15 protein-coding genes are annotated in these 17,304 nt (G+C 66.0%); 8 read left to right on the top strand and 7 right to left on the bottom strand.

Annotated elements, in window-relative coordinates; genetic code table 11:
- Positions 1-31: 31 nt before the first annotated feature.
- A complete protein-coding gene (locus AC1DR6_RS07495; RefSeq protein WP_476828574.1) occupies positions 32-991 on the bottom strand; it encodes an ABC transporter substrate-binding protein in 960 nt (319 codons plus the stop codon).
- A 423-nt stretch (positions 992-1,414) separates the two neighbouring features.
- On the opposite strand from AC1DR6_RS07495, the gene AC1DR6_RS07490 reads away from it, so the two are divergent.
- On the top strand, positions 1,415-2,971 hold the full coding sequence (locus tag AC1DR6_RS07490) for an acetolactate synthase large subunit (RefSeq protein ID WP_476828573.1): 1,557 nt from the start codon (positions 1,415-1,417) through the stop codon (positions 2,969-2,971).
- A 123-nt stretch (positions 2,972-3,094) separates the two neighbouring features.
- On the opposite strand, the gene AC1DR6_RS07485 is transcribed toward AC1DR6_RS07490, so the two are convergent.
- The 3 genes from AC1DR6_RS07485 to AC1DR6_RS07475 form a co-directional block, all read right to left on the bottom strand.
- Positions 3,095-4,138 carry a histone deacetylase family protein gene (locus AC1DR6_RS07485; RefSeq protein WP_476828572.1) on the bottom strand — a complete coding sequence of 348 codons (1,044 nt, stop codon included), beginning with the start codon at positions 4,136-4,138 and terminating at the stop codon, positions 3,095-3,097.
- A 114-nt stretch (positions 4,139-4,252) separates the two neighbouring features.
- Entirely contained in the window at positions 4,253-4,855 is a 603-nt protein-coding gene (locus AC1DR6_RS07480) for a TetR/AcrR family transcriptional regulator (RefSeq protein ID WP_476828571.1), read from the bottom strand.
- A gap of 178 nt (positions 4,856-5,033) precedes the next feature.
- Positions 5,034-6,212: an acyl-CoA dehydrogenase family protein gene (locus AC1DR6_RS07475; RefSeq protein WP_476828570.1), complete on the bottom strand. Its 1,179-nt coding sequence runs from the start codon at positions 6,210-6,212 to the stop codon at positions 5,034-5,036.
- A 201-nt stretch (positions 6,213-6,413) separates the two neighbouring features.
- Between AC1DR6_RS07475 and AC1DR6_RS07470 the strand changes: the two genes are divergently transcribed.
- From AC1DR6_RS07470 to AC1DR6_RS07460, 3 genes are all read left to right on the top strand, one after another.
- Positions 6,414-8,009, top strand: coding sequence for an acyl-CoA carboxylase subunit beta (locus AC1DR6_RS07470; RefSeq protein ID WP_476828569.1), 1,596 nt, complete (start codon positions 6,414-6,416; stop codon positions 8,007-8,009).
- Between the two features lie 166 nt (positions 8,010-8,175).
- On the top strand, positions 8,176-10,161 hold the full coding sequence (locus AC1DR6_RS07465; RefSeq protein ID WP_476828568.1) for an acetyl/propionyl/methylcrotonyl-CoA carboxylase subunit alpha: 1,986 nt from the start codon (positions 8,176-8,178) through the stop codon (positions 10,159-10,161).
- 194 nt (positions 10,162-10,355) lie between these two features.
- The gene (locus tag AC1DR6_RS07460) at positions 10,356-10,715 is read left to right on the top strand and encodes a hypothetical protein (RefSeq protein WP_476828567.1); all 360 of its coding nucleotides are present in this window, start codon (positions 10,356-10,358) and stop codon (positions 10,713-10,715) included.
- Positions 10,716-10,736: 21 nt separating this feature from the next.
- Here the strand turns inward: AC1DR6_RS07460 and AC1DR6_RS07455 are convergent, their stop codons facing one another.
- Positions 10,737-11,693: a succinylglutamate desuccinylase/aspartoacylase family protein gene (locus AC1DR6_RS07455; protein ID WP_476828566.1), complete on the bottom strand. Its 957-nt coding sequence runs from the start codon at positions 11,691-11,693 to the stop codon at positions 10,737-10,739.
- Positions 11,694-11,895: 202 nt separating this feature from the next.
- Between AC1DR6_RS07455 and AC1DR6_RS07450 the strand changes: the two genes are divergently transcribed.
- The 3 genes from AC1DR6_RS07450 (at position 11,896) to AC1DR6_RS07440 (ending at position 13,786) form a co-directional block, all read left to right on the top strand.
- Positions 11,896-12,951 carry a DNA topoisomerase IB gene (locus tag AC1DR6_RS07450; protein WP_476828565.1) on the top strand — a complete coding sequence of 352 codons (1,056 nt, stop codon included), beginning with the start codon at positions 11,896-11,898 and terminating at the stop codon, positions 12,949-12,951.
- 19 nt (positions 12,952-12,970) lie between these two features.
- Complete coding sequence (locus AC1DR6_RS07445; protein ID WP_476828564.1) at positions 12,971-13,324, top strand: hypothetical protein; 354 nt, start codon at positions 12,971-12,973, stop codon at positions 13,322-13,324.
- Positions 13,325-13,579: 255 nt separating this feature from the next.
- Complete coding sequence (locus tag AC1DR6_RS07440; RefSeq protein WP_476828563.1) at positions 13,580-13,786, top strand: hypothetical protein; 207 nt, start codon at positions 13,580-13,582, stop codon at positions 13,784-13,786.
- 105 nt (positions 13,787-13,891) lie between these two features.
- Here the strand turns inward: AC1DR6_RS07440 and hemC are convergent, their stop codons facing one another.
- On the bottom strand, positions 13,892-14,830 hold the full coding sequence (gene hemC / locus AC1DR6_RS07435) for a hydroxymethylbilane synthase (RefSeq protein ID WP_476828562.1): 939 nt from the start codon (positions 14,828-14,830) through the stop codon (positions 13,892-13,894).
- Between the two features lie 77 nt (positions 14,831-14,907).
- Positions 14,908-16,329 carry an aminotransferase-like domain-containing protein gene (locus AC1DR6_RS07430; protein ID WP_476828561.1) on the bottom strand — a complete coding sequence of 474 codons (1,422 nt, stop codon included), beginning with the start codon at positions 16,327-16,329 and terminating at the stop codon, positions 14,908-14,910.
- 111 nt (positions 16,330-16,440) lie between these two features.
- Here AC1DR6_RS07430 and AC1DR6_RS07425 point away from each other — a divergent pair, with 111 nt between their 5' ends.
- Positions 16,441-17,301: a DMT family transporter gene (locus tag AC1DR6_RS07425; RefSeq protein ID WP_476828560.1), complete on the top strand. Its 861-nt coding sequence runs from the start codon at positions 16,441-16,443 to the stop codon at positions 17,299-17,301.
- Positions 17,302-17,304: the final 3 nt, after the last annotated feature.

Raw genomic sequence — 17,304 nt, 5'->3', positions numbered from 1 at the left:
ATGACGGCGAGGCCCGGTCAATCCAACGGCCTCACTTGCCTTCGACGAACTTGGTGTCGACCAGCGTGGCGAAATCAGGCTTGGCCTTGATCAGGCCGATCTCCAGCAGCAGATCGGCCGCCTTGGCGTTGAAGGCTTGCCAGTCGCCGGCGAAGAACGCCTTGTTCCCAGCAGCATCCGACCAGCGCAGATATGCGGCCGATTTGCCGAACTCCTCGCCGCTCTGCTTCACATCCGCGCCCATGATGCCATAGGCCTTGGCCTGATCGGCCTTGATCATAGCGAGAGCCTCGAAATAGCTTTTGGTCAACGCTGCCGCCGCCTTGTCATCGGCCAGGAAGGCCGGCGTGCAGCCGAAGGTGTCCATCACCATCGGGTAGTCGAGCGTGGTGGCGATGATCTTGCCTGCGTCGGGCTTGTCGCGCACCGCGGAGAGATAGGGCTCATAGGTCAGCGCCGCATCGTTCTGGCCGGCGATGAAAGCCTGGGCGGCCGGGCCGGGCTCCATGTTGACGACCTTGACGTCCTTCACCGATAGGCCGTTCTCCTTGAGCATCCAGGCCAGCGCGAAATAGGGCGAGGTGCCGGGCGCCGAAGCCGCGACCGTCTTGCCCTTGAGATCCTTGATCGATGCAGTGTCCTTGCGCACCACCATGCCGTCGGCGCCGTAGCTCTTGTCGAGCTGGAAGATCTGCTTCGTCTTGATGCCGGCCGCATCCCAGACCAGCCAGGTCTCGACGGTGGTGGCCGCACACTGGATGTCGCCCGAGGCGATGGCGAGGTGGCGATCTTTCTGCGGAATCTTCTTGATCGTGACGTCGAGCCCGTTCTTGGCGAAGATGCCGGCCTCCTTGGCGAGCACCAGCGGCGCGAAGCCGGTCCAGCCGGAAATGCCGACCGCGACCTTGGTCTGCGCCTGAGCGCCGCCAGAGACGAGCAGCGCCGCCACACCCAAGGCCGCCCACGCACCAGCCCGCTTGAAATTCGTCATGGTCGACACCTTCCCCTGTTCGGCCTCATCGCCCGGTTCAAAGGCCATCGGCCCCGTCGCCCGCGCAATGCAACCTTCGTTCCAAGTCAGGTTAAATGCATATGCAAATCCGTCAAGCGGGCTGTGACGTGTGGCAAACGTCATCGCCAACCTCAGCCCTCATCCTGAGGAGCGATCCGCAGGATTGCGTCTCGAAGGATGCTCCAGAGGGCGCTATCGGAGCGAGCTGGAGCATCCTTCGAGACGCCGCGTGCCGCGGCTCCTCGGGATGAAAGCTCGGAAGCGAGGCGCGGCCATCGCCGATCACCGGGACGAGGGACAGCCATGACATTCTCTCGTTTGACAGAAGCCGCGCAATTTCCTCCCTTCTGAAGCCCGAGACGCCATGCGTCTCTTCCCTTCGCTTCATCCGAGGTTGCTGGAATGAACGGTGCCGACCGCCTTTGCGACACGCTACTGGTCAACGATGTCGATGTCTGCTTCGCCAACCCCGGCACGTCCGAGATGCATTTCGTCGCGGCGCTGGACCGCAAGCCGCAGATGCGCTGCGTGCTTGGGCTGTTCGAAGGCGTGGTGACGGGCGCGGCCGACGGCTATGCGCGCATGGCCGACAAGCCGGCCGCGACGCTGCTGCATTGCGGGCCCGGAATGGCAAATGCGCTCGCCAACATGCACAATGCGAGGCGCGCCTGGACGCCGATGATCAACGTCGTCGGCGACCACGCCACCTATCACCTCCAGCACGACGCGCCGCTGACCAGCGACATCGAGAGCCTGGCAAGGCCGATGTCGCATTTCGTGCGCCGCATCGCCTCGGCAGAGGATGTCGGCCCGGCCATCGAGGAAGCCTATGTCGCCTCTTTGACGCTGCCCGGCGTGACCACCGTGATCCTCCCGGCCGATTGCGCCTGGAACAGCGTCGAGCCGGCAGAGCTCAAACCGGTCACGCTGCCTGCGCTGAAAAGCGTCGATGCCAATACGATCCGCGACGTCGCGGTGGGGCTGCGAAAGCATGGCGCGCGGGCCGCGATCATGCTGACGGGGCTTGCCCTGCGCGAAAGGCCGATGGAGATGGCCGCACGGATTTGCGCCGCGACCGGTGCGCAAATCTTCGCCCAGATGTCGAACGGGCGCATCCAGCGCGGCGTCGGCCGCGTCGCGATCGCGAAGATCCATTACCCGATCGACAAGGCGCTCGAGCAGTTGAAGGATGTCGATTACCTCGTGTTGGTCGGCGCACAGGTTCCGGTCGGCTTCTTCGCCTATCCCGGCAAGCCGGGTCGGCTCGTCCATGAGGGGTGCGAGGTGGTCACGCTGGCAAAGCCCGGCGACGACCTGCCTCTTGCGATCGACACGCTCGCCGACGAGATGGGTGCGACGAAGATCGCGCCGGCCTCTATCGCGCCGCCGCGTAGCGAGGCGCCCGCGCTGCCGACCGGCAAGCTCGATGCCGACAAGGCCTGCGCTATTGTCTCGTCCCTGCTGCCTGAGAACTGCATCATCGCGGATGAATCGGTGTCGTCAGGCCGGATGTTCTATTTCGACTGCCACAGCGCGCCGCAGCACGACTACATCCAGCTCACGGGCGGGGCCATCGGCGAAGGCATTCCGCTCGCTATCGGCGCGGCAGTGGCATGCCCCGACCGCAAGGTCGTCGCCATGCAGGCGGACGGCGCCGGTATGTACACGGTGCAGGGGCTGTGGACGCAGGCGCGCGAGAAGCTCGATATCGTCACGGTGATCTTCGCCAACCGGACCTACCAGATCCTGCATGGCGAGATGCGCGCCGTCGGCGTCAATGATTTCGGCCGCAATGCCACATTGATGCTCAACATCGACGAGCCGGCGCTGGACTGGGTGCTGATGGCGCGCGGCATGGGCGTAGAAGCGGCTCGCGCGACGACTGCGGAGGAGTTCGCCGATCTTTTCAAGGCGGCGCTGAACCGGAAGGGGCCGTTTTTGATCGAGGCGGTGATTTGAGGACCGGCCCACGCCGCTCCGTCATGGTCGGCCTTGTGCCGACCATCCACGTCTCCGCTGGTCGAATGTCGTGTTCAAGACGTGGATACTCGCCACAAGGGCGAGCATGACGGCGTTTACGCTCTACTTCTTGAATCCGCCCAAAAACGCATCGAGGCAGTCGCCGATGGCCTCGATCGCGTAACCGCCCTCCTGCACCGCGAGCGTCGGCAGGCCGAGGCTCCTGATCTGCCGGCCGATCGTGCCGAAATCGGCGGCTTCGAGCTTCAGTACGCCGAGCGGATCGTCCTTATGCGCGTCATAGCCGAGCGCCACGACCAGCGCCTGCGCGCCGAAGTCGCGGATCGCGCGGCTGGCGCGGTCGATCGCGGCCTGCATCTCGGCCGAGCCCGCGCCGGGCGCCAGCGGCAAATTGAGGTTGAAGCCCTCTCCCGAGCCGTTGCCGCGCTCGTCCTCATATCCCGTGTAGAACGGATAGAAGCTCGACGGGTCGCCGTGGATCGAAACCGTGAGGACATCGTCGCGGCGATAGAAGATCTGCTGCGTGCCATCGCCATGGTGCACATCGACGTCGAGAACCGCGACCTTGTCGAATTTCGAGCGCAGGCGCTGCGCCGCCACGGCGCTGTTATTGACGTAACAGAAGCCGGTAGCACGGTCGGCGCGGGCATGATGGCCCGAGGGCCGGCAGAGCGCATAGACGACCTGCTCGCCTGCCAGGATGGCATCGGCGCCTGAAACTGCCGTCTCGGCCGAGCGCAGGGTCGAGGTCCAGCAATGCTCGCCGACGGGCACGGACATATCGCCGAGATACCAGCCCATCTGGCCGACGATGCCGGTCGGCCGGCAAGGCGGGCGGACATCCTCGTCGGTGCGTCCGCTCCAATAGGGAAAGGTGTTGGGCCACGCTTCCGGCCCGCGCTCGGGCAGCTTGGTCCAGCGCTCCCACAGCCCTTCGAGAAAGCGGATGAAACCCTCATCGTGCACGGCGAGGATCGGGGCCGTGCCATGGGCTGCCGGCCGCTCGGGCGTGATGCCGTGTTTCGCGAGCGCGGCCAGCAGGCGCTCCGTACGCTCGGGCAGGTCCTTGGGCGCGACGACCTTGCCGAAGCGCATATATTGCTGCGGATCGTGGAGGGCCTGGTCAGGGTGGTAGAAGGCGCGCATCGGCGAGATGTCCTGTCGAGACCGCTGCGAAGGAGCGGCAATCGATGCCATCGTAGCAAGCCTGCCTTTCACCGCCAGTCTCCCGGCGCGGCACGCCTCTGCGTCCGCCTTCGCTCAGCCCGGCGCGGGTGAGATCAGGGCCGCGAATTCGCCAGCCAGGGTCGCGATGTCGTGCCGTTCCGGCCGGTACCAATCCGTCGAGCCGTTCAGCGCACCGAGCAGGAAATTGCGCAACACGTCCGGCGCTCGCTCGGGCGGCAACGCGCCCGCCTGCTGCAGTTCCGCGATCAGCCCTCGCCAGACCTCTTCATAAGCGCGGCGCACGGCGCGCACGCTCTCCGGCGCCGGCGCCGCGCCGAAATTGAACACCTTGATGCTGGCCGAGGTGTAGTCGCCATGCCCGTGCAACGCCGCGAGATGCCCGCGGATCGCCGCCTCGAGCCGTTCGCGCGGCGGCCGCGCCGCTGTTCCTGCAAGTGCGGCGACGACCCCGTCATGGACGAAGCGAACGCCGTCGTTCACCACCGCCTCGACGATCTCCTCCTTCGAGCCGAAATGGTAGTAGAGGCTCGCCTTGCGGATCCCGACCGCCTCGGCGATCTCGCGCAGGGTCGTCTGATGGTACCCGCCATTGCTGAGCAGGCGCGCCGCATGGTCGAGGATGCGGCGGCGGGAGGCAGGTTCGGTGGGTTGATCGTCTTCGGCGACCACGCTCATCGGCAGCCCCCTCTGTCACTCCGGGGTTTCGCGCCAGCAAAGAACCCGGAACCCACGACCGGGTGAGACCTGTCAGGCGCGCAAGATTTCCGGAGCGCGTGGGCGTTCGCCCGGGTCACCCCGTCGTGGGTTCCGGGTTCGCGCCTTCGGCGCGCCCCGGAATGACGGCGGAGCTTCGTCACAGCCGCTTCGCCACCTCTTCGAGCATGACTTCGGTGGCGCCGCCGCCGATCGACTGGACGCGGGCGTCGCGCGTCATGCGCTCGATCGCGCTTTCGCGCATGTAGCCCATGCCGCCATGGAACTGCAGGCAGTCATACATCACCTCGTTGACCAGCTCGCCGCAGTAGGCCTTGACCATCGAGACCTCGCGGGTGGCGGCGAAGCCCTGCGCGTCGAGCCAGGCAGCGTGATAAACGAGCTGGCGGCCGGCTTCGATCTTGCCGGCGAGATCGGCCAGGCGCTGGCGGATCGCCTGCTTTTCCCAGAGCGGCGCGCCGAAGGCTTTTCGCGTTTTCACATAATCCAGAGTGAGGTCGAGCGCGGCCTGCGATTCGCCGATCGCCATGGCGCCGATCACCGTGCGCTCGTTCTGGAAGTTGCTCATGATCGCATAGAAGCCGCGCCCTTCCTGCCCGAGCAGGTTTTCGGCCGGGATGCGGCAATCGACGAAGGACAGCTCGGCGGTATCGGACGAGCGCCAGCCGTGCTTGTCGAGCGCACGAGAAACGGTGAAGCCGGGCGTGCCTTTCTCGACGAGGAAGATCGAGACCGATTGCGATGGCCTGGCCTGCGGATCGGTCTTGGCGGCGACGCAGTACAAATCGGCATGGACGCCGTTGGTGATGAACATCTTGGCGCCGTTCAGCACATAATGCTCGCCCTCGCGCCTCGCCGTGGTGCGGATGCCCTTCACGTCCGAGCCCGCATCCGGCTCTGTAACGGCCACCGCCACGATCTTTTCGCCGGCGATGATCGCCGGCATCAGCGCGTCCTTCTGCGCCTTGCTGCCAGCATGGGCGATGTGGACCGAGGCCATGTCGGTGTGGACCAAAGCCGTGATCGCGACGCCGGAAAAAGTCGAGCGGCCAAGCTCTTCGGCAAGGACCACGGTGGCAAGCGTGTCCATCTCCGAGCCGCCATATTCGGCGGGATAGCGGATGCCGAAGAAGCCGAGTTCGCCCATGCGGCGCAGGACCTCGCGCGGAACGAAGCCGTCCTCTTCCCACTGCAGGGCATGCGGCTTGATCTCGGTTTCAACGAAGCGGCGGACCTGGTCGCGCAGCGCCTCGTGCTCTTCGGTGAAATAGGGCGAGCGAGGGGCGCCCCCGCCTGCGAGCTTTTCGACGGCCGACATGGCGTTCCTCCTGCTTGACCGCGGCGCGGCGATGAGACTACCTACCGGACGGTAGGTCAAATCGGCGAAGCGATCAAGCTTCGTTGCCATTGAGTTAGACGCTGGGCCATCCCGGACAAGCCGCGCCAGCGGCGCCGATCCGGGATCCATTCCGGAACGGTTCAGGCATGGATCCCGGGTCTGCGCTTCGCTCCGCCCGGGATGACCGCAAGAGGAGCCGCGATGTCGGTATCGGCCGCAAGCCTAACAGCCCCTCCCCCGCTCGCCGCGATGATCGCCACCTTGCGCGAGCGCCACGGCGTCGTTGCTCAAGGCGGCGGCGACCGCATGCGCGCCCGCCATGAATCACGTGGCAAGATCATGGTGCGCGAGCGCATCGACCTGCTGCTCGATCCGCAGACGCCGTTCCTCGAACTGTCGCCGCTCGCGGCACATGGGTTGTACGGCAACGAGGTGCCCGGCGCCGGCATCGTCACCGGCATCGGCATGGTCGAGGGGCGCGCCTGCATGCTGATCGCCAATGATGCGACAGTGAAGGGCGGCTCCTTCTTCGCCGAGACAGTGAGGAAGCATCTGCGGGCGCAAGAGATCGCCGGGGAACACCGGCTGCCTTGCGTCTATCTCGTCGATTGCGGCGGCGCCTACCTTCCCGAGCAGGATCGGGTCTTCCCCGATCGCGATCATTTCGGCGGCTCCTTCCACAACCAGTGCCGGATGTCCGCGGCCGGCATCCCGCAACTTTCGATCGTCTTCGGAGGAGCGACGGCCGGCGGCGCCTACATTCCCGCCCTGTCCGACCAGGTCATCATGGTGAAGGGGACCGGCCGCATCCATCTCGGCGGCCCACCGATCGTGAAGGCTGCGATCCACGAGGTCGTCGATGGGGAAACGCTCGGTGGGGCGGAGATGCACACGCTGGTCTCCGGCGTCAGCGACCACCTTGCCCTGAGCGAAATGGAGGGGCTCGCGAAGCTGCGCGAGATCGTCGGCGCGCTTGGCGAGATCGGCCGCATCACCGCTCCCCCTCAAGCTCCAGTGGCGCCCAAGCTCGATCCCACCGAACTCGTCGATATCGTGCCGACCGATCTGCGTCGGCCCTACGACGTGCGCGAGGTCATCGCCCGCATGGTCGACGGCAGCGCGTTCAGCGTTTTCAAACCGGATTACGGCGCGACGCTCGTCACCGGCTTCGCCCATATCCACGGCTATCCGGTCGGCATCCTCGCCAATAACGGCGTGCTGTTCTCCGAAGCGGCGCTCAAGGGCGCGCATTTCATCGAGCTGTGCGACCAGCGCCAGATACCGCTGCTGTTTCTGCAAAATATCACCGGCTTCATGGTCGGCACCGAGGCCGAGCGCGGCGGCATCGCCAAGCATTCGGCCAAGCTCGTCTATGCGGTCTCGAATGCACGGGTACCGAAATACACCGTGCTGATCGGCGGGTCTTATGGCGCCGGCAATTACGGCATGTGCGGGCGCGGCTTCCGGCCGCGCTTCCTGTTCTCTTGGCCCAATGCGCGCATCGCGACGATGAGCCCCGAGGTTGCGGCCAACGTCGTCACCGAGCTTCGACGGCAGTCGCTGAAGGGCGATGCCGACGAGGCCGCCATCGCAGCGCTCGACGCGAAGACCCGCGCCCAGTTCGAGGAGCAAAGCGACCCTTATTACGCCACGGCGCGGCTGTGGGACGACGGCATCATCGAGCCCGACCAGACGCGCGACGTGCTGGGTCTGTGTCTCGCGCTCGCGGCTGGCGAACCGCGCGATAACAGCCCGCGGCCGGTCTATCGGATGTGATGGCGATGATGGCGCTCGACCTCCGTCATTCCGGGGCTTCGCGAAGCGGAAAACCTGGAACCCACGACCGGGTTCTCCCAAGGCCGCGACCCGCGTTTGCATTGTTCACCCAGTCGTGGGTTCCGGGCTCGCCCGTTGGGCGCCCCGGAATGACAAGGGGGCGCTGATGTTCTCCACCCTGCTCATCGCCAATCGCGGCGAGATCGCCTGCCGGATCATCCGCACCTGCCGTCACCTCGGCATCCGCACCGTGGCGGTCTATTCGGACGCCGATGCGAATGCGATGCATGTGCAACTTGCCGATGTCGCCGTCCGTATCGGCCCGTCGCCGGCGCGCGATTCCTATCTGCGGGCCGATCGCATCATCGAGGCCGCACTGAAGACCGGCGCGGAGGCCATCCATCCGGGCTATGGCTTTCTCTCGGAACGGCTTGACCTGATCGCCGCCTGCGAGGCCAACGGCATCACCTTCATCGGCCCTTCGGCTTCGGCGATCGAGGCGATGGGCGACAAGATCCGTTCCAAGCAGATCGCGCGTCAGGCCGGCGTGCCTGGCGTCCCCGGCTATGACGGGGAAGACCAGTCGTCCGAAATACTGATGCGCGAAGCCCTGCGCATCGGCCTGCCGGTGATGGTCAAGGCTTCGGCCGGTGGCGGCGGCAAGGGCATCCGCAAGGTGGAGCGCGAGTCCGATCTCGCAGCGGCAATCGACGCTGCCAGCAAGGAAGCCGAAGCCGCATTCGGAGACGGTCGCCTGCTCGTCGAGAAGTTCGTGACGCGGCCGCGCCATGTCGAGGTGCAGGTCGCGGGCGACCGGCACGGCCATATCGTCCACCTGTTCGAGCGCGACTGCTCCGTGCAGCGCTCCAACCAAAAGCTGCTGGAGGAGGCGCCGGCACCGAATTTGCGGCCCGAGACCCGTGCAGCCCTGCATGCCCATGCGCTGGCCCTGGCGCGGACGATCTCCTACGACAACCTCGGCACGGTCGAGTTTCTGGTGGATGCGCAGACGCAGGACGTCTTCTTTCTCGAGATGAACACGCGGTTGCAGGTCGAGCACCCTGTGACGGAGGCCATCACCGGCCTCGATCTGGTGGAATGGCAGATCCGAATCGCAGCCGGCGAGGCGCTGCCCCTGGCCCAGGACGAGGTCACCTGCACCGGCCACGCCATCGAGGCGCGGTTGACCGCCGAGCGGGCCGATGAGGGTTTTCGCCCCGACACAGGCACGATCGCGCTTTGGCGCGCACCGGACGGGCTGCGCGTTGACAGCGGCGTCGAGACGGGAAGCATCGTCTCGCCCTTCTACGATTCGATGCTCGCCAAGGTCATTGCACACGGGCCGGACCGCGAAACGGCGCGGCGGCGCCTGGCGGATGGGCTGGAGCGGATGACGGTGCTGGGGCCAGCAACGATCCGGCCCTTCCTGGTCGATGCCCTGCGGCACCCGACATTCGCAGATGGCGCAGCAACGACGCTGTTCATCGCCGAGAACTGGCCGGAAGGCTGGCGCCCGCGTGTGGCGGAAGAGGCGGCGCGCGATGCGGTCGCAGCCGCGATCTGGCTCGAAAGCCGCGACGCGGTCGCTGGACCATGGGGAACGCTCGGCGGTTTCCGCCTGCTTGCGCCAGCGGGCCGCGTCGCGGGCGGTCATCTCAGCGTGACGAGCGGTGGCGAAAGCCGGCGGCTCCTGGTCGAAACGGCCGGTCGCGGATACCGGGTGCTTTCCGGCGGCCAAAGCGTTTCATGCGTCGTCGAGCGGACGCCTGAGGCCCAGCGCTGGAGGGTTACGGTCGATGGCCGTCGATCCGAGGTCGATGCCATCTGCGATAGCGGGGGCCTTCAGCTGCGCTATGGAGCGTTCGAGGGCCAGATCACTATTGCGCTTGCCGTCGATGCGGCGGTTGCGGCACGCCAGGGCAGCGGCTTGGCGGGGGATTCGGTGCGAGCCGCAATGCCGGGCACGATCGCATCCGTGCATGTCAGCGAGGGTGATCGTGTCGCTGCAGGGCAAGTCGTGGCTGTACTGGAATCGATGAAGCTCTTCATGGAGTTGAAGGCGCCCGCGGCGGGCACGGTCTCGCGGGTCGCGGCCCAACCCGGCAAGACCGCGGCTGCCGGCGACCTGTTGATCGCAATCACACCGGACTGACGCTGCACGCGGATGCCGCGTGCATGCGATTCTGCCCGGCCTCAAGCACTCTTCTGGCTGCGAAACGAAACTCAACAGAGAAAGCGTGCCGAAGCCTGGAACCAAATCGGCTATCAGCCTTTGTTCATCATGCCGCTGACAGCATGGGCGTCGGGTTTCGTTCGGGCAGCCGGACGTCCGACAGGAAGGGAAACATGTCGTTCCAGAAATTGACCTTGGCCGTATTGGCTGGCGCGGCGATGTTCGCTGCCGCCCCCGCCGGCGCGCAATATTACGACCCTTATCGTCCGCGTTACGAATACGACCGGCCGCCGCCTCCGCCGCCGCGCTATGAGGACGAGTATCGGCGCCCTCCGCCGCCGCCGGATTACGGCTATCGCCGCCGTGGCCCGCCGCCGCCTGACGACTACGACTACGGCCCGCCGCGTGGCCCTCGAGCAGGCGGCATGTGCGTGACAAGCCGTGGAAGCTGCCCGACGCCGCCGATCTCACGCGGCGCTCCATGCCGCTGCGACATCCCCGGATTCGGCGAGAAGCGCGGCGTCATCCAGTAGAACATCCTGTCGCCCGTCGGCTCAGAGCCGGCGGGCGCTTTCCGTTCCGAGATAACAGATCCCCTCTCCCGGCTTGGCCTTCGGATTGGGGAAGATCATGAAGCCATCGCGCGGCATCGTGACGACCTTGCCGTCGGCGCGCTGCGCGATTGGCGTGTCCTTCGCGACCTGGTCGCCGGTGCGCCAACTGCCGACCAGTCGATCTCCCTCCGCCTCGCAGATCACCAGATCGTCCATCTGGACGACCGTGCGCCTCGCCGGTTCCGGCGGCGGCTCGTCGGTCAGGCCGAGACGGTCGAGCACGTTGCGGATCGCGGCATAGCCGATATCGGGCGAGGTCGAATCGTCGTGCTGCCCACATTCCAGCGTGACGCCATAGCCCCCGGCGAACCGCATGAATTCCGTCGTTCCGAACCCTTCGGTCACCGCGAGGCGTGGCAGGTCGAGCTGTTCGCGCGCCGCGATCAGGCGGACATAGATGTCGAGCCAGCCGTGGATCATCAGCTCGACGCCAAGACAGGCCGCAAAGGCGAGTTCGGCTGCCGCGTGGCGGAAGGGCTCGAGCGGCCCGCGATTATCCTCAGGCCCGAAGAAAACGAAGGGCACGCCCTCCCCGCTGAAGGAATGGATGTCGAGCAACATGTCGTGCTCGCGCAGGATCGCTGAGAGACGGTTGCCGATCCTGTCCTCGTTGTCGGCCGGTTGCGGGCGTTCGCGCAGGTCGCGGTTCAGATTGCGGTCCCCCTCGCGGGTCTTCTGGCGAAAGGCTTTGGGATTGGCGACAGGGAGAAACGTCACCTCTCCTCGCTGGATCGGGACACGGCCCGCGCGACAATCCTCGATCGCCTTGGCGATGGCGTTCGGACCGCAGGTTTCATTGCCGTGGACGGAGCCGAGGATGAGCAGCTTCGGGCCGGTCTTCAGCCCGTGGAAGCGAATGGTTTCGAGCGGCGGATCGAGCAGGTCAGGCGTTGTCATTCGTCTTGGGGCTTTGCGTCGTTGGGAACTGGGATCGAGAATGTCGCGCGGGCCGTCGCCAGGCAAGTCGAACCAGGAAGTCGACGTCCCCGCAGCCGCCCGAGCGGCAGCGTCTCAATCGTCTTTCGGCGGATCTCGCGTTCCGGCGGAACCAACGGCGGCAGCGGCGCATTGGTCTCGCAGCTTACTCGCGAGTCTCCCCATGAGCGCTCCTTCACCCTCCACTGCTGCTAAACTTGCCGCCTCCCAGACCCCTGCTGCCAAACGCTCGGCTTCGCGTTTGCGTCGTGCCACGGCAGACGAGTTGACGATCCGGAGGGTGCGCCACGGCAAATCCTTCGGCTACCGGGACGCCGATGGCGACAAGGTGACCGACGAGGGGACGCTGGCGCGCATCCGATCGCTGGCCATCCCGCCGGCCTATCAGGACGTGCGTATTTCCGACGATCCGCAGTCACATCTGCAAGCGGTGGGGCGGGATGAGGCCGGGCGCATCCAGCATCGCTACCATCCCGGCTGGGACAAGGTGCGCGAGCGTCGCAAGCTGAAGCGGCTGGCACTCCTGATCGCCGCGCTGCCGAAACTGCGCGCGCAGATCGCCATCGATATGCGCGGGCGCCAGCTCGACCATAACAAGGCGCTCGCCTGCGCCGCCGCGATCATCGACCGCTGCCACATCCGCGTCGGCAATGAGACCTATGCGAAGACCAATGGCAGCCATGGCGCCTCGACCCTGCTGAAGCGGCACGTCACGCTGTCCGGCAACGAGGTGGCGTTGCATTTCCGCGGCAAGAGCAGCAAGGACATCGCCTGCTCTGTCACCGACGCGGCGCTGGCCCGCGCCGTCAAGCGCATCGCGAGCCTTCCCGGCCGCAGGTTGCTGCAGTACCGCCGCGACGACGGTACGATCGCCGCGATCCATGCCAGCGAGATCAACGCCTATCTGAAGCGGGTTTCGGGCCTGCCGATCAGCAGCAAGGATTTGCGCATGCTGGCCGCCAATGCGGCGGCGGCCGAGCTGCTGCTCGCCGCCGAGGTTGCGATCAGCGAGACCGGCAAGAAGCGCCAACTCGCCGACATCATGCGGCAGATTTCCGAGCGGCTGTCGAACACGCCGGCCGTCGTCCGCAAAAGCTATGTGCACACCATCGTCGTTGACGCCTATGCGAGCGGACGCCTGCAGCGCAGCTACGCCCGGGTGCGGGCAAGCGGGCTTTGCTCGCGGATCGAGCGCGCACTGGGCCTTCTCGCCGCCTGACGATCCGGGTTCTGGAACGATGGCGAGCGCCATCGCTTCGTTGTTCAACCCCTCACACAGGAGACACGCCATGAACCGCACCGATGAAAGGCCTGACGCTTCCGCTCCACAAAGCCGTGATAACGAGCCTGGCGAGACGCTGACGCCGTTCGAGGCCAATATCGACTTTGAGACGACCGATGTGCAGCGCGTCAGCGAACGAACCAACATTCACGATGCGGGCAGCGACGCCAACGATACCGAGGACGGGCTGACCGAGAGCGAGGAAGCGGTTCGTCAAGCTGCCGAGGACATTCCCATCGGCGGCAACCCAGCCGCCCCACGAGACAGCATTCCCGTCTTCGATCGCGGCTCCCTGCCGCCAGAGGTCTGATCATCGGTTTTGCGCCGATGCAGCGGTAGCCGAAGCAACTCGGCTACCGCTTTTTTAAAGCGCCCGACCACCACGCAGGCTTGTCCTGGGCAACCCGCTTGGAAGATGGCGCTTGACTTCCGGCAAGTTCGCTGGCGCTAAGTTTATCACCATAACAGTATGATTTATAAGGGTATTTTATTTTTCGAGATATGCGGAACCTGGGCTGGGGATTCGGCGTTCTCCCCGCGCTAAACCCTCGTGGTGGAGTGGGATATGGACGAAGACAGAATCAAGCGGATCGCCCGCGCCATGTGCCGCGCGGCCAGGCTCGATCCCGACCAGCCGGCCGGCAATACCGGTCCTTTCACAATCTCGATGCAGTCGCCGGTGCACACGGTGCCCCAGCCCGCATGGATGCTCTTCAAGCCGGAAGCTGCGCGGTTCGCTGCGCAGAACCGCGAGATCATGCAGTCGCTCTGAGGCGAATGACAGGAAACGGTCACCCGCGATCAGCGGCGGTGGCCACGCAAAGGCCCGGACCTCCTCGCGGAGACCGGGCCTTTCTTTATCGCAGCCCGGCTTGGCTCAGAGCGATTTGAAGCTAGGGTAATGACCGCGAAAGCTGGTCTCGAGAATTTTCCCGCCGCCCCGCTCCTTCAGGGTTTCGGCGGCGGCCAGACCGATCGCGGCCGCGCGCTCAGACTCCCCGTGCTCGGTCACTGTCACACATTCGGTGCCGTCGATCGACGTGATCTGGGCCAGAAGGGCGAGCTTGCCGTCCCGCCAATGGGCGAAGGCGCCAACTGGAAGGCTGCAACCGGCGCCCAGCGCATGCATCATCGCCCGCTCCGCCTCGACCTCGGCACGCGCTCGCGGGCACTCGATCGATTTCAGGACCTGGATGACGGCCGTGTCCTGGGCGCGGGCTTCGAGGCCGAGCGCGCCTTGGCCGACCGCATAGGGGAAACGGGTCGGATCGAGCACCTCGGCCGTCGCGCCGTCCAGGCCCAGCCGCTTCAGCCCGGCCTGGGCGAGGATCACGGCATCGAGCCCGTCCTCGCCGTCGATCTTGGCCAGCCGCGGGCCGACATTGCCGCGGATCGGGACGACGGTCGCGTCCGGCCTGAGGCTGAGGATCTGTGCGCGCCGACGCAGCGAACCCGTTCCGACGCGCGCGCCTTGACGCAGTGTCTCCATCGTCGCCCCGCAAAGGGCGTCGCACGGGTCCTCCCGCTCCGGGACAGAGGCCAACACCAGCCCTTCGTGCAGGGTCGTCGGCAGATCCTTCAAGGAATGGACGACGAAATCGACCTCACGATTGACGAGCTGCTGTTCGTGCTCGATCGCGAACACGCCGACCATGCCGAATTCATGGAACTCGGATTTACGATCCTTGTCGGCAATCGTGGCGATCTGGCAAAGCGTGAATTCCGCGTCCGGAACCTGCGCCTTGATCAGCGCCATGACGTGATGGGTCTGGGCCATCGCCAGGGGGCTGCGGCGGGTGCCGATCCTCAGATGCATGGATTGAACTTTCACCACCTTGCGGGCCGGCGGCGACGCCGGCTGCTTTTCGCGCCGGCTATATCAGCCGCGCTCGATCATGACGAGTGCGGCTGCTGTCCTTGGCCGACAAGCCTGCTCACCATGCGGCCGAGAACATCGTCGATGCGACGATCCTGCATCTGCGCCACGTTGAAACGCATGAATTCGGAGGCCGTCAGGGCGGCGCTGAAGACATTGCCGGGGGCAAGCACCACGCCCTCGGCCAGCGCCAACCGGGACAGCTCGGCGGAATCGACGCCGGCCGGCAGGCGGCACCAAAGGTAGAACCCGCCGCGCGGGCTATGCCAGGGCCGGATATCCAGCGCCTCGAGCCGGCCCGCGACATCGCGCCTAGCCCTGGTCAGCCTCTGGCGGATCTCGTCGAGATGTCGGCGATACCCTCCGCCGGCGAGCAGCTCCGAGACCAGTCCGGCGGCAACCGGGCTAGGGCCGCCAAAACTCGTCGCGATCTGGAGATCGACCAGTTGCTCCATGATCTCGGCACGGGCGACGACATAGCCGCAACGCACCGATGCCGAGAGCGTTTTGGAGAAGCTACCGATGCGGATGACGCGATCCAGCCCATCGAGCACCGCCAGCCTCACCGACGGCTCGGGCTCGAAGTCGGCGAAGATGTCGTCCTCAACGATGGTCATGTCGCCGGCCGATGCGATTCCGAGCACGCGGTGCGCGGTCTGCGGCGAGATCGTCGCCCCGGTCGGGTTATGCAGCGCGGAGTTCGTCAGATAGAGCCGAGGGCGGGCGGCCGCGACAACCTCGGCGAAGATCGCAAGATCAGGCCCCGAAGGCGTGTAAGGCACGCTGACGACCCGCGCCTGATGCGCCCTCAGCAGAGCCTGGAAGTTGAAATAACAGGGATCGTCGACCAGCACCGTATCACCGGGGCGCAGCAGCAGCCGGCAGACGAGATCGAGACCTTGCGTGCCGGAACTGGTCAACACAAGCTGGTCGGGCGAGGCCTGCAGGCCTTCTTCGGCAAAGCGGGCCAGCAGCAGGCTGCGCAACACGGGCGATCCCCTTGTGCTTCCATAGTCGGCGAGGACCGCATCGCTCGACCGTGCCAGCGTCCGCAAACCCCGGCGCAAGGCCTCATGCGGCATCCAGTCGGCCGGCAACCAGCCACAGCCCGGCTTCGGGACCTCTTCGCCAGCGTCGAGCGACTGTCGCGATACCCAGAACGGATCGACGGCGCGTTCCTGCGCCGTCGCGGCTTGCCGTAATGACAACGACGGGGCGGCTCGCCCGGTCAGGTAAAATCCGGCGCCCGGCCTGGCGCGGACGAACCCTTCCGCCACGAGGCGGTCATAGGCTTCGGCAACCGTGGAAGGCGAAAGCTTCAGGGTCGATGCGAGGCGGCGGATCGATGGCATCCGCTCGCCGTTGGAGAAGCCACGCGTCGCGCAGTCCCTGATCGCGGCCATCGCCTCCGCCGTCCGCCTGCCTCTGCTCTCTGCCATGGCCCCTCACTGTATGGCCCAGTGTATCATACAGTCTCTTATAACTGTCATGAACTGTCCCTGTTGCAGGACCGGCATTTTGCTCAGAAAGGTTGTACGAAGGGGATCGTCATGGCTTGGTCGGACAAGGGATGGGGCAGCGGGCTGCTCGGCGTCGTCATCTTCAGCGGATCGCTCCCAGCGACGCGGCTGGCCGTCGCGGGCTTTTCGCCGCTGTTCCTGACCTCGGCACGCGCCGTCATCGCGGGGATCCTTGGCGCGATCTGCCTCGGGCTGTTGCGGCAGACGATGCCGCGACGGACGGATCTGATGCCGTTGGCGATTGTATCGCTCGGGGTCGTGGTCGGGTTTCCGTTGCTGACGGCGCTGGCATTGCAGCAGATCACGGCGGCACGCTCGATCGTCTCCATCGGGCTCCTGCCGCTTTCGACCGCCCTGTTCGGCGTGCTTCGCGGCGGCGAGCGGCCGAAGCTCGCGTTCTGGCTGTTCTCGGTGCTCGGCAGCGCCACGGTCGCCGGCTTCGCGCTCGCCCATAGCGAGCCCGGTTCGCTCGGCGGCGACCTCCTGATGATCGGCGCGATCGTGCTGTGCGGCCTAGGTTACGCGGAGGGTGCGACGCTGTCGCGACGCCTCGGCGGCTGGCAGGTCATCTGCTGGGCGCTGCTGTTTTCTCTGCCGGCGATGGCCGCGCTCGCGCTGCTTCAGTGGCCGAGTTCGTTGAGCGGCATCGGCGGATCGGCGTGGCTGGGCCTGGCCTATGTCTCGGTCTTCAGCATGTTGATCGGCTTCGTCTTCTGGTATCGCGGACTGGCGCTCGGCGGCATTGCCGGCGTCGGACAGCTGCAGTTGCTACAGCCGTTCCTCGGGCTGCTCCTTGCCGCGCTGATCCTGCACGAGCCGATCGCCTGGACGATGGTCGCGGCAACCGGAATCGTCGTTCTGAGCGTCGCGGGGGCGAAGCGCTTCGCCTGAGGG

The sequence above is a fragment of the Allobosea sp. P5_A5 genome (assembly GCF_056400625.1).
The sequence above is the reverse complement of the archived record's forward strand: the minus strand, read 5'-3'. Positions and strand labels throughout refer to the sequence as shown.